Below are 12438 nucleotides of genomic sequence, written 5' to 3'. Positions count from 1 at the left end.
AACGCTACTTTGTATCCGTCGGCGTCAGAGGTCTCGCATGCGCTTGCCCTGGACGCTGAGAACCTCAGTAACTAGACGGCCCTGTTATATCCGCTCGGTTCCAGTGCCGCCAGGCAATCGCGCAACACGCTGGCGTCCTGCGCCGTCTTGGCCATCGACATGGCGCCGGAATAGGCAGCGATGGCGAGCGCCGCAAAGCGTTCGGGGTCGGTGCCCTGCTCCCTCCCCGCCTGCTGATCGGCCCTGATCTTGTCGGCGATCGCCTGGCGCCATCCGGCAAAGATGCCGGCCAAAGCGGCGCGGAAATCCGGGTCGGCGAGCGACAATTCATGCGCCAGATTGTTGAGCGGGCAGCCGCGTACAAAGCCCTGCTGCTCAAGCTCGGCCGCCACCGCTTCGAAGACCGCACGGACGCCTTCGCGCGCCGAGCCTGCGGCCTGCACCGGCGCGATCCAGGTCTCGTCGAGGGCCGCGGCCACCCGCTCCTCGATGACGGCCAACGCCAGCGCCTTCTTGGTCGGGAAATGGTGATGCAGCGCGCCGCCGCTGACGCCGGCGTTAGCCATCAGGGCAGCGAAGCTGGAGGCATTGTAGCCGCGCGCCTGGAACGACGCTTCGGCGACATCGAGCACCTTGTTGCGCAGGCCTTCGGGATCGTTGGTGCGTTTTCGCGGCGGCCCTTTCGAGCGCCCGGCAATCTCTGCTGACATTTGCGGACGATAGCAGATTGACAAAACAGGACAACCGGTCTGTTTTATAAACCGGATGATCATCCTGTTTTGGAGACGACACCAATGACCATGCCCCTGAATGTGCCTGCAACGGCCGGTCCGCTCGCCTCGCCGGTCGTCGAGTTGCGGCAATACACGCTGAAACCCGGCCGGCGCGAGACGCTGATCGACATCTTCGACGGCCACTTCATCGAAGGCCAGGAAGACGCCGGGATGACCATCATCGGCCAGTTTCGCGACCTCGACCGGCCCGACATGTTCGTCTGGCTGCGCGGTTTTGACGACATGGCCGCGCGGAAGAATGCGCTGACTGCCTTCTATGACGGGCCGGTGTGGGCGGCACACCGCGACGCCGCCAATGCGACGATGATCGATTCCGACGATGTGCTGCTCTTGAAGCCGGCATGGCCAGGCGCCGGCTTCGACCTGTCGGGCGCGCAGCGAGGTGCTTTGCCAGAGGAAGGAAAGCCGAGCGCAGACAATCGCTTGACCAGGATTGTTGTCATCCGGATTCACCATCTGCGGCTGGGTGCTGAGGCCGATTTCATCGGCCGCTTCGAAACAGATGCCGTTCCGATCCTTGCCACCGCCGGCGGGAGATTGCTCGGCGCCTTCATCACCGAACACGCCGAAAACAGCTTTCCCCGCCTGCCCGTGCGCCTGGGCGAAAACGTCTTTATCGCCGTCACGGGTTTCGACAGTGTCGAAGCGCATGCGAGCCATGACGCAGCGCTTGCCGCTTCGCCCCGGTGGCAGGCGTTTCAGCAAGCGGCCGATCTGACCAGACCGACCGAAACCTTGCGCCTGTCGCCGACGTCGCAATCTTTGCTGCGCTAACCGGATCGGCACGCAGCCAGTTGAAGTTCATACTGAGCGATAGGCCGGCGGCTTGACCGCCCTCGCCGATCGGCATTGCTTTCCTGACGCTAGGCAACAGCAGGAGCGCTGGATGAGACTTTCCGGCAAACGGGCACTGGTCACCGGCGGTTCGGATGGCATTGGCCTTGCCATATCGGAAGCCTTCTTGCGCGAAGGCGCCGAAGTTCTGATCGTCGGCCGCGACACCGGAAAGCTCGAAGCGGCGCGCCGGAAACTGGCGGCCGCAGGCAGCGTCGTGACCCAGTCGGCCGATCTTTCGACCTCTTCCGGTATCGATGCCGTGGTCGAGCGCGTGAAAGCAACCGGCCCGCTCGACATCCTCGTCAACAATGCCGGCGTCGCCTATTTGGTGCCGTTCGAGACCGTCACCGAGGACCAGTTCCAGCAATCCTTCGCCCTCAATGTGACGGCGGCGTTCTTCCTTACCCAGCGGCTGCTGCCGCATTTCGGGGACAAACCCTCGGTCATCAACATCTCGTCCTACTTCGCCAACAAGATGATCCCGAAGCGGCCATCGAGCCTCTATTCCCTGTCGAAGGGCGCGCTGAACTCGCTGACCAAGTCGCTGGCCTTCGAGCTTGGCCCGCGCGGCATCAGGGTCAATGCGATCGCGCCCGGCACGGTCGACACCGCCATGCGGCGCAAGTCGATCGAAAACCTGCCGGCGGCTGCGCAAGCCGACCTCAAGGCCTATGTCGAGCGCAGCTACCCCCTCGGCCGCATCGGCCAGACCAGGGACCTTGCCGGCATCGCCGTCTATCTCGCCAGCGATGAGGCGGCGTGGACCAGCGGCGGCATTTTTGCGATCGATGGCGGGTATACGGCGGGGTGACCCTCGTGGCTGTCTCGACCAAGCAGCGCTTGACCAGACTTTCAATCCCGCGTCTGTCTAGGCATCGAGCAATATTTCAGACACTCATGGCGCCATGCCGTCAAACGATCCCCTCATTCTTTTCTACACGACGGTCTTCGGCAAACCCGTCGACCTAGCGTCAATACAGTGCGGAATGCCCGGGAGGTGGACGCTGGACAAACGCCAGGCATCCGAGGCAACGGCGGTCGTCTTCCATCTTCCGGACTTTCGCGAAATCGGCGATGCCTACAAATATCCCGGCCAATATTGGGTGGCCTGGTCGATGGAATGCGGTCAGAACTATAAACGCGTCGCCGATCCGAAGTTCTTGCAGCACTTCGACATCACGATGACGCATGAATCACGGTCCGATGTCTGGACGCCCTATCTGCCGCCCTCTCCGTGGTGGAAGGGCGTGCTGACGAAACCAATCATGCCCAAAACAGAAGAAGCACCTGTCGCACTCTTCCAATCAGCCGGCACGAATTCCAGCAGGCGGGTCGATCTGGCGACCGAACTGGCGCGCCACATCAAGATCGATTCCTATGGCCGTTATCTCAACAATCGATCTGTCGAAGGCCCCGATCTCGGGCCGCAAACCAAGATCGAGACGATCGCGCGGCACAAATTCTGCTTCGCGATGGAGAACGCGATCGAGGCCGACTATGTCACCGAAAAAATCTATGACGCGCTCCTGGCCGGCACGGTGCCGATCTATCTCGGCGCTCCGAACGTGGATGAGTTCGTGCCGCCAAATTCCTATATCGACGCCAGTGCCTTCGCCAGCGCCAGGGAACTCGCAGCCTATCTCCAGCACCTGATCGAAACACCGCAAGAGTACGAGGCCTACTTCGCCTGGCGCTCAAAGCCATTGCCCGACAGCCTCGTCAAACGCATGCGAATGCTCGAAACTCCGGCCCGTTGCAGACTGATGGGCCTCGTGCACAGACGGCTGGAGGAGCGGTCGTATCAGCCGTCCGGACGGCGGACACTTCCATTCGGCTATAGGTCCTATCTGCGAACCAGGCTGCGCCGTTGGCGGAAAAAGATTCCGAGCTGACAGCTGCCAGCTCGGCGTTCAGGGCGCTTCAACCGATTTGTATCCTTGACCACTGCAATCTCTGCTTGAAGGCCATTGTGCAACGCGATACGCCGTTGCCGAATTCGATCGTCGGAGAGACAAGTGACCGCTGCCAAGACCAGAACCGAAACCGACACGTTCGGCCCCATCGAGGTCGCCGCCGACCGTTATTGGGGCGCGCAGGCGCAGCGTTCGCTCGGCAATTTCAAGATCGGTTGGGAAAAGCAGCCCGCCTCGATCGTACGCGCGCTGGGCATCGTCAAGCGGGCGGCGGCGGAAGCCAATATGGAGCTGAAGCGGCTCGATCCGGCCATCGGCAAGGCGGTCGTCGAGGCGGCGCAAGAGGTCATCGACGGCAAGCTCAATGACCATTTTCCGCTGGTGGTCTGGCAGACCGGCTCGGGCACGCAGTCCAACATGAACGCCAATGAGGTGATCTCCAACCGGGCGATCGAATTGTTGGGCGGCGTCATGGGCTCGAAGAAGCCGGTTCATCCCAACGACCACGTCAATATGAGCCAGTCGTCGAATGACACCTATCCGACGGCCATGCACATCGCCTGCGCCGAGCGCATTGTGCATGACCTGTTGCCGGCGCTGAAGCATCTGCATGCGGCGCTCGAGGCCAAGACCAAGGCCTTCGCCCACATCATCAAGATCGGCCGCACCCACACGCAGGATGCCACCCCCCTCACCCTGGGCCAGGAATTTTCGGGCTATGCCGCGCAGGTGGCGTCCTCGATCAAGCGCATCGAGATGACGCTGCCCGGCCTGCAGGAACTGGCCCAGGGCGGCACCGCCGTCGGCACCGGCCTCAACGCGCCAGTGGGCTTTGCCGAGAAGGTGGCGGCGCGTATTGCTGACATCACCGGCATCGCCTTCGTCACCGCGCCGAACAAGTTCGAGGCGCTTGCCGCGCATGATTCCATGGTGTTCTCACACGGCGCCATCAACGCGGCCGCCGCGGCGCTGTTCAAGATCGCCAACGACATCCGTTTCCTCGGCTCCGGCCCGCGCTCGGGCCTTGGCGAACTGTCGCTGCCGGAAAACGAGCCGGGCTCCTCGATCATGCCGGGCAAGGTCAACCCGACGCAGTGCGAGGCGATGACGCAGGTCTGCGTGCAGGTGTTCGGCAACAATGCCTCGCTGACCTTCGCCGGCAGCCAGGGCCATTTCGAGCTCAACGTCTACAACCCGCTGATGGCCTACAATTTCCTGCAGTCGGTGCAGTTGCTCTCCGATGCCTCGATCTCCTTCACCGACAATTGCGTCGTCGGCATCGAGGCGCGTGAGGACAACATCAAGGCGGCGCTCGACCGCTCGTTGATGCTGGTAACCGCACTCGCCCCGACCATCGGCTACGACAATGCCGCCAAGATCGCCAAGACCGCGCACAAGAAAGGCACGACCTTGCGCGAGGAAGCCCTGGCGACCGGGCTGGTCAGCGCGGCCGACTATGACCGGCTGGTGCGGCCCGAGGACATGACGCATCCGGGATAAGCAACTCCAGGCGCGTCGCGATTCCCTGGGGGAATGCGTCGACCAGCCGTCAGGAATTTGGCGGTGGGAAAATGTACTGCCGTTGAAGGCTGATCCGACAGGAATTTTGCGCCTTTCGACCGATCACGGAAATGTACGCTCTGTGAACAATGCGTCGCCGAACTGACGGCTTTGGTGAACAGTTGGCTTGGTCTATCTGACAGGGCATCAACCCATTTCGGAGAGCCACCATGTCCATCAACACTTCCACCGCCGGCGCCGGCACCGCGTCCAACAGCTCCACCACCATCCTGCTTGGCCGCATTCTGCTCGCCGCCATCTTCCTGCTTTCCGGCTTCGGCAAGCTCACCGCCATTGCCGGCACCGCCGGTTACTTCGGCGCCATGGGTCTGCCGGTGCCGACCGTAACGGCTATTGTCGTCGGCCTGATCGAGTTGGTCGGCGGCCTTGCCATCCTCGTTGGTTTCCAGACCCGTATCGCCGCCTGGGTGCTTGCCATCTTCACCATCGCAACGGCTCTTGTGGCCCACACCGGCTGGGCCGACCAGAACCAGATGATCCACTTCCTGAAGAACGTAGCCATCACCGGCGGCTTTCTGCTGCTGGCTTCGTCTGGCCCCGGCGCCTACTCGATCGACGCCAGGCGCGGCTGAGCTTTCCCTCCCAAGCCTGAAAAAGAGCGGCGCGGAATTTTCCGCGCCGCTTTTTCGTTGTCTGTCCAAGCGCGTCCGCCTCCCATCCCTGCTAGGATCGATGGCAGAACAGCCGACGGACAGACAACGGAGAATGACCATGCCCCGCAATGCACTAATTCTGCTTTCCCGGCTGCTGCTCGCCGCCCTGTTCATTCCGTCCGGCTATCATGCGCTTGCCGACATTGCCGGCACGACTGGCTATTTCGCCGATCTCGGCCTGCCGCTGCCGACGCTTGCCGCCTGGGGCACAGGGCTGTTCGAGCTGATCGCCGGGCTGTTGATCGTGGTCGGCTTTCAGACGCCGGTGGTCGCGTTGCTGCTTGCCGCCTTCTGCATCGCCGCAGGCTCCATTGGCCACTACGGCCAGGGCGGCGACGATCCGATGCTGGCTTTCCTGCACCAGCAGATGCTGATGAAGGACATTGCCATCGCCGGCGGTTTTTTGGCACTGGCCGTGGCTGGTGCCGGCGCCTGGTCGATCGACGGGCGGATGGCTGCGGGCCGCAGCTGAGCGAGGCGCCCAACCCCGGTTCATTCGCTGTCGAGAAAGACGAACTCGGCAAGCTTGCTGATGTTTATCGGTTGGGAGAGGAAGGCGCCGTGCCCCATTCGACCGACGCTGATGGTCAGGCAAACTTGCTTGCTTTGAACCGCAGGGGGCAGCCATTCATACCCGTACTCGTTTGTGCCCTTGGAGTAGCTACGAAGATTGCTGTCGAGCGCGATGTAGAGGTAGTTGCCTGATTTGATCACGCTTGACCGCTTCAGGTAAGGCAACAGGTCGTTTCGACCCACGACAGGCTCAAGAAAGCCGCCAAGCGGCTGGGCGATGTCGGAGAGAGATCGATCGACAGCACCAGAACACGGGTTGATGTCCGCGTACGCGTTTGTTGAAATTGAGCTTTGAAATTTGACCATTTCATCGCTCATTCCCAATACAAAATAGTTTATCTTTTGCCCATTCTCAGGTTTCAAAAAACCTGGAAGAAGATTGAGCAACGCCTTGCCGTCTCTACCTTTTGGGTAATTTCCGTCGAGCTCAAACGCACCTTTTGCGACAAGAGACACATTGGAAACTGTCTGCGCTTTGGCTCCATCAATAATCAGGAGTGACAGGACGGAAAGCAGCAAGGGCAAGATTTTACCGGATTTCATGGTCCCCCTCCACAGTTCCGGATCATCCGGCTCGGCACGTCCAACCAGGCACCATACCCAAAACTACTTCACCGACACGCTCTGCCCGCCCTCGACCGCCAGCACAAGCCGGCGGTTGGTAATCCGCGCCAGTTGCGCCAGACGTCCGGCCGGGCGCTCACCGTAGAGGTCGGAAAGTGCTGCCGGCAGCACCAGCGCCAGCGTGCCGTTGCCGCGGTTTTCCCATTTCAGTCTTGGCATGACGCCGGGCATGGCCGCCGTGAGCAGATAGACGACGCGCAGCACCGCCGCCAGGATGCGGGCGCGTTCGAGATAGCGCGGCGTCGCCAGGCCGCGAATTTCCGGGGCGGCATCGTTGAGCACACCCTCATGGCGAAACAGGCCGACCAACGCCAGAAAAGCGCGGCCGGGATGATCGACGCCGATGAAGGAGGCGTGGGCGATGATGTTGAGCGACTGCTTGCCGCGATATTCCGGGTGCGCGCGCCAGCCTATATCAGCCAGCAGACAGGCGGCATGACGATAGCGCGCCTCGTCCTCGGTCTCGTCGATGCCGAAGGCGGCAAAGGTCTTACCCGTCCATTCGACAAGCTCATGCGCATGGGTGACCGAACGCGAGCGCAGCCGGGCCAGTTCCTCCGAAGCGGAGACCAGCGGATCGGCCTTCTGCTCGGCCTGGTCGAGCAGCGAATAGAGGAAGCCTTCACGCACGCCGAGCGCCGAAACGATGATCTTCGACGGCTGCATCGCCGCCATGATCTCCTGCAGCACGACCGCGCCATAGGGCAGCAATGAGCGGCGGTTCTTGGAGACGCCTTCGATACCCTTGACCTTCTCGATCTCGCCTTTCGCGACTTGCCGCAGAAAGTTGGCGGCGCTTTCGACACCGATCTCGTAGTGGTGCATGACGCCAAGCGGATAGTTGGTCATTTCCATGTGCAACCGGGCAAGGTTTCGCCAGGTGCCGCCGACGGAATAGAACGGCCTGCCCTGCCCGCCCTTCAAAAGCCTGGCCCGCGCCAATTGCTCGCGGGCGATCTTGGCCGCCTGGGCGAGCGAATTCTTGGCCATATCCTGCAGCCGCAGGCCGCCCAGCGGCAGCGTGATGCCGTCGCCGATCGCCTCGCCATTGATGTCGATGAGTTCCAGGCTGCCGCCGCCAAGGTCGCCGGCAATGCCGTTGGCGGGGTGGAAGCCGGAGATAACGCCGAGCGCCGAATAATGCGCCTCCTGCCGGCCGGTCAGCACGCGGATCTCGGTCTTGAGCACATCCTCGGCGCGGTGGATGAAGTCGGGGCCGTTGATCGCCTCGCGGGCCGCGGCCGTTGCCAGCACATACATATGCTCCGCGCCGGCCTGGTTCGACAGCGCGCGGAAGCGGCGGAACTCTTCCATCGAGCGGGTCACCGCCTCGGGATCGAGCTTGCCGGTCGAAACGATGCCGCGGCCGAGGCCGGCCAGCATCTTTTCGTTGAACAGCACGGTCGGCGAGCGCGCCAGCCCTTCATAGATGACAAGGCGGATCGAGTTCGAGCCGATGTCGATGATGGACAGCGGTCGGCGATCCTGCAGCCGGCCCTGGGAAGTTGAAATCATCAGCCGGACGCTGCAGCGTTTTTCTTGCGACGCTTGAACTGCGCGATGCGCTTGGGCGCATGCGACTTCAGCGCGTCACCCCGTCCGGACAGGCTCGGATTGGTCATGAAATATTCCTGCGCGTTGAACGGCTCTTCCCCCTCCTCCAGCACCACGCGCCGGGAGGTCCCGTCAGCCAATACGTCGAAACTTTGCTGGTTGTCCATGATGTTGCCCAGCATGATCTGCCCCAGTATCTGTTCATGCACAGTTGGATTGGTGATCGGCACCATGGTCTCGACGCGGCGATCGAGGTTGCGCGGCATCAGGTCGGCCGAGGAGATGTAGACGATCGCCTCGTCCGACGGCAAGCCATGGCCGTTGCCGAAGCAGTAGATGCGGCTGTGTTCGAGGAAGCGGCCGACAATCGACTTGACCCTGATGTTCTCCGACAGGCCCGGCACCTGCGGCCGCAGGCAGCAAATGCCGCGTACGACGAGGTCGATTTCGACGCCGGCGCGGCTGGCATCATAGAGCGCGTCGATGATGTTCGGATCGACGAGCGCGTTCATCTTCATCCAGATGCGCGCCGGCCGGCCCGCCAGCGCATGGGCGATCTCGTCGGCAATGTGCTTCAGGATGCGGCTGCGCAGCGTAAACGGCGAAATGGCGATCCGCATCTCATCGGTCGGCTCGGCATAGCCGGTGATGAAGTTGAACAGCTGCGCGACATCGCGCGCAATCGTTGGATCGGTGGTGAAGAAGGACAGGTCGGTGTAGATGCGCGCGGTGACCGGATGGTAGTTGCCGGTGCCCAGATGCACGTAGTTGCGCAGCTTGCCGTCCTCGCGCCGCACCACCAGCGACATTTTCGCGTGGGTCTTCAACTCGAGGAAGCCGAACACGACCTGGACGCCGGCGCGCTCGAGGTCGCGCGCCCAGCGGATGTTGGCTTCCTCGTCGAAGCGCGCCTTGAGCTCGACAAGTGCTGTCACCGACTTGCCGGCCTCGGCGGCGTCGACCAGCGCGCGCACGATCGGACTGTCGTTGGAGGTGCGATAGAGCGTCTGCTTGATCGCCACCACTTCCGGGTCGGCCATCGCCTGGCGCAGGAACTGGACCACGACGTCGAAGGATTCATAGGGGTGGTGGACGACGATGTCTTTCTCGCGGATGGCCGCGAAGCAATCGCCGCCATGCTCGCGGATGCGCTCGGGAAAGCGCGGATTGTAAGGCGTGAACTTGAGGTCGTCGCGCGGCACGGCAACGATCTCGGAAATCTGGCTGAGCGCCAGCGGGCCGGTCAGAACGCTGATGCGGCTCGACGAGACACCAAGTTCGCCGGCAACGAACTCGCGCAATTCGCCGGGCATCAGTCTGTCGAATTCGATGCGGATGACCGAACCGCGGCGGCGGCGCTTCAGCGCCGTCTCGAACAGGCGCACGAGATCTTCCGACTCCTCCTCGACCTCGATATCGCTGTCCCGGATGATGCGGAAGGTGCCGGAACCCTTGACCTCGTAGCCGGGGAACAGCTTGCCGATATAGAGGCCGACCGCCTCCTCGAGCGGAATGAAGCGGACATTCTGCTTGCGGTCGGGCAGACGGATGAAGCGCTTCAGCGCCACCGGCAGGCGCAGAAGCGCGCTCATCTCCTCGCCATTCTTGCGATGGCGCAATTGCAGCGCCATCGAGAAGCCGAGATTGGGAATGAACGGGAACGGATGCGCCGGATCGATCGACAGCGGGGTCAGCACCGGGAACACCTGGTCCTGGAAATGGTCTTCCAGCCAGACCTTCTCATCCTTGGTCAGGGCGTCGCGGGTGATGCTCTCAATGCCTTCCTTGTTGAGCAGCAGCATCAGCGCCGACAGGCTGTTCTGCTGGTCCTCCTGCAGCCGCTCGACCTCGCGCAGCAATTGTTCGAGCTGCTGCTCGGGCGTACGCCCGTCCGGGCTCTTCAGCGCAATGCCTTCGCGCACCTGGCCGGCAAGGCCGGCGACGCGGACCATGAAGAACTCGTCGAGATTGGCGGCCGAGATCGACAGGAAGCGGACACGCTCGAGCAGCGGGTGGTGCGCGTTCTGCGATTCCTCGAGCACGCGCCGGTTGAACTGCAGCCAGGAGAATTCGCGGTTGACGAAACGGTCGGGATTGCCGCCCTCGGGGCTCGCCACCTCGACATTGATGAATTCGCTCAACACCGGCTTCAGTTCATTCATGATTTCCTGCCCGCAACCGTTCCTTTTGGAGCGCCGCATCGCCGAGATGGCCATGGACGCTCTAACATGTCTTTGTGACGCACGATCCGTCGCGGAATCGCTCGGCTTCCGGGGTCATGCGCTTAACCGGCTCAACTTATCCTCTGCCAGCCTTTTGCGACAGTTTCATTTCATCGATCTTGCAAAGAGAGCTGTTATGATCCAGATGCAGACGAGACTGCGTTAAGGAGACGACGATGGCAGGCGGTTCCATTCCCCATTTCCAGAACGATGCCGGCCATCCGGCGATCGACATCGGTGTCAGGGAATTCATGTGCACCGGCGCCAACCCGCCCTTCGACCACCCGCATGTGTTTCTCGACATGGGCGACGACAATGAAAAGGTCTGCCCCTACTGCTCGACGCTCTACCGCTATTCGGCGAAGCTGAAGGCGACGGAAACCCAGCCACCCGGCTGCCTCTATATCGACCAGGCCGCCTGAGCCTTTCGCGACAAGCCCGATGCAGGACGCACAGGCCCGGCAGGTCATTATCGCCGGGGCTGGCATCGCCGGGCTGACGGCTGCCCTTGCGTTTGCCGAACGCGGCTATCCCGTAAAGCTTTTGGAACAGGCGCAGCGCCTTGAAGCGGCCGGCGCCGGTATCCAGCTTTCGCCCAATGCAACACGCATCCTTCGAAAACTCGGCGTGCTCGACCGCCTGCTGCCGGCGGCCTTGCAGCCGGAAGCGGTGGTGTTGAAGGACGCCAAGACGCTGCGCGAACTGGCCCGGGTGCCGCTTGGGCAAGCCGCCGAGGCGCGTTGGCAGGCGCCCTATCTCGTCGCCCACCGCGCCGACCTTCAGGCGGCCCTGCTGGCGCAGGTGGCCGAACGTCCGGAGATTGAGCTCGTCACCGGTGCACGGGTGAGCAGGCTCGTCATCAATCCGCAAGGTGTTGTCGTGACCGCCGAAGCGGATCGCCGCGCGATCGAGGCAAGCGGCCGGCTCCTGGTCGGCGCCGATGGCGTCTGGTCGTCGGTCCGGGCGCAGCTCGCAGGCTTCGGCAAAAGCCGCTTCTCGGGCGAGCTCGCCTGGCGGGCAACGATCGCAGCCGAGAGCGCCGCTGGCGAAGCTTTTGCCGCCATCGGCGCCGCGGACTGCGTCACCACGTTCCTGCATCCCGGCTTCCACATGGTCGCCTATCCCGTCAGCAACGGCCGCGCCTTCAATCTCGCCGCCTTCACCAAGGGCGAGCGTATTGCCGAAGGCTGGTCGGGCCATGCCGACCCAGCCATCCTCGTCGGCGCCACCCGTAGCACTGCGCCCAGCCTGGCCAAGCTTGTGGCGCTGGCCGGCCCGTGGACAGCCTTTCCGATCCATACGGTTGTGCAACAGCGGTGGACGAGCCCGCAGGGCATCGCTTTGATCGGCGATGCAGCGCATGCGATGACGCCGTTTGCGGCGCAAGGTGCGGCCATGGCGATCGAGGATGCCGTGACGCTGGCTGACGTCTTCGCCGATTTCCCAGCCGATGTGGCGGGCAGTCTTCAAATCTGGGAAAACCTGCGGCGGCCGCGTGTGGCCAAAGCCGCACGTCGCGGCGCCGTCAACCGCCTTGCCTGGCATGCCGCCGGCCCGGTGGCTGTCGCCCGCAACCTGTTCCTGTCCATGCGCTCGCCCCAAAAGCTCGCCGCCGATCTCGACTGGCTTTATGGATGGGAGCCGCAGAAAGTCATCCGGCGCTAGACGTCGCCGGCGTGCCGAAAGC

General features: G+C 62.7%; 12 protein-coding genes. 8 read left to right on the top strand and 4 right to left on the bottom strand.

The annotated features are described in order from the left end of the window. Nucleotides 1–71: 71 nt before the first annotated feature. The gene (locus AC1DYJ_RS24305) at nucleotides 72–710 is read right to left on the bottom strand and encodes a TetR/AcrR family transcriptional regulator (protein WP_477282265.1); all 639 of its coding nucleotides are present in this window, start codon (nucleotides 708–710) and stop codon (nucleotides 72–74) included. Between the two features lie 84 nt (nucleotides 711–794). Here AC1DYJ_RS24305 and AC1DYJ_RS24300 point away from each other — a divergent pair, with 84 nt between their 5' ends. The 6 genes from AC1DYJ_RS24300 (at nucleotide 795) to AC1DYJ_RS24275 (ending at nucleotide 6250) form a co-directional block, all read left to right on the top strand. Then, nucleotides 795–1568 (top strand): NIPSNAP family protein, encoded by a 774-nt coding sequence (locus tag AC1DYJ_RS24300; RefSeq protein ID WP_477282263.1) that lies wholly within the window; start codon nucleotides 795–797, stop codon nucleotides 1566–1568. Nucleotides 1569–1680: 112 nt separating this feature from the next. Continuing rightward, the gene (locus AC1DYJ_RS24295; protein ID WP_477282261.1) at nucleotides 1681–2442 is read left to right on the top strand and encodes an SDR family NAD(P)-dependent oxidoreductase; all 762 of its coding nucleotides are present in this window, start codon (nucleotides 1681–1683) and stop codon (nucleotides 2440–2442) included. A gap of 94 nt (nucleotides 2443–2536) precedes the next feature. After that, nucleotides 2537–3523, top strand: coding sequence for a glycosyltransferase family 10 domain-containing protein (locus AC1DYJ_RS24290; RefSeq protein WP_477282259.1), 987 nt, complete (start codon nucleotides 2537–2539; stop codon nucleotides 3521–3523). 123 nt (nucleotides 3524–3646) lie between these two features. After that, nucleotides 3647–5044, top strand: a complete 1398-nt coding sequence (fumC, locus tag AC1DYJ_RS24285) for a class II fumarate hydratase (RefSeq protein WP_477282257.1) — start codon at nucleotides 3647–3649, stop codon at nucleotides 5042–5044. A 230-nt stretch (nucleotides 5045–5274) separates the two neighbouring features. Further along, nucleotides 5275–5697, top strand: a complete 423-nt coding sequence (locus AC1DYJ_RS24280; RefSeq protein ID WP_477282255.1) for a DoxX family protein — start codon at nucleotides 5275–5277, stop codon at nucleotides 5695–5697. A 139-nt stretch (nucleotides 5698–5836) separates the two neighbouring features. After that, nucleotides 5837–6250, top strand: coding sequence for a DoxX family protein (locus tag AC1DYJ_RS24275; protein ID WP_477282253.1), 414 nt, complete (start codon nucleotides 5837–5839; stop codon nucleotides 6248–6250). Between the two features lie 20 nt (nucleotides 6251–6270). Here AC1DYJ_RS24275 and AC1DYJ_RS24270 read toward each other — a convergent pair whose 3' ends face one another. From AC1DYJ_RS24270 to AC1DYJ_RS24260, 3 genes are all read right to left on the bottom strand, one after another. Further along, entirely contained in the window at nucleotides 6271–6894 is a 624-nt protein-coding gene (locus tag AC1DYJ_RS24270) for a hypothetical protein (RefSeq protein ID WP_477282251.1), read from the bottom strand. A gap of 63 nt (nucleotides 6895–6957) precedes the next feature. Then, entirely contained in the window at nucleotides 6958–8490 is a 1533-nt protein-coding gene (ppx, locus tag AC1DYJ_RS24265; protein WP_477282249.1) for an exopolyphosphatase, read from the bottom strand. Further along, entirely contained in the window at nucleotides 8490–10691 is a 2202-nt protein-coding gene (locus AC1DYJ_RS24260) for an RNA degradosome polyphosphate kinase (RefSeq protein WP_477282247.1), read from the bottom strand. Before AC1DYJ_RS24260 ends, ppx begins: the two co-directional genes overlap by 1 nt. A 236-nt stretch (nucleotides 10692–10927) precedes the next feature. Here AC1DYJ_RS24260 and AC1DYJ_RS24255 point away from each other — a divergent pair, with 236 nt between their 5' ends. Both AC1DYJ_RS24255 and AC1DYJ_RS24250 read left to right on the top strand, forming a co-directional pair. Further along, nucleotides 10928–11173: a zinc-finger domain-containing protein gene (locus AC1DYJ_RS24255; RefSeq protein WP_436259442.1), complete on the top strand. Its 246-nt coding sequence runs from the start codon at nucleotides 10928–10930 to the stop codon at nucleotides 11171–11173. A 19-nt stretch (nucleotides 11174–11192) separates the two neighbouring features. After that, nucleotides 11193–12416: an FAD-dependent monooxygenase gene (locus AC1DYJ_RS24250; protein ID WP_477282246.1), complete on the top strand. Its 1224-nt coding sequence runs from the start codon at nucleotides 11193–11195 to the stop codon at nucleotides 12414–12416. The last annotated feature ends 22 nt before the right edge of the window (nucleotides 12417–12438 follow it).

It is taken from the genome of Mesorhizobium sp. P2_B11 (genome assembly GCF_056404855.1).
Note: the sequence above shows the minus strand (reverse complement) of the source record. Positions and strands in the feature narration are given on the sequence as shown.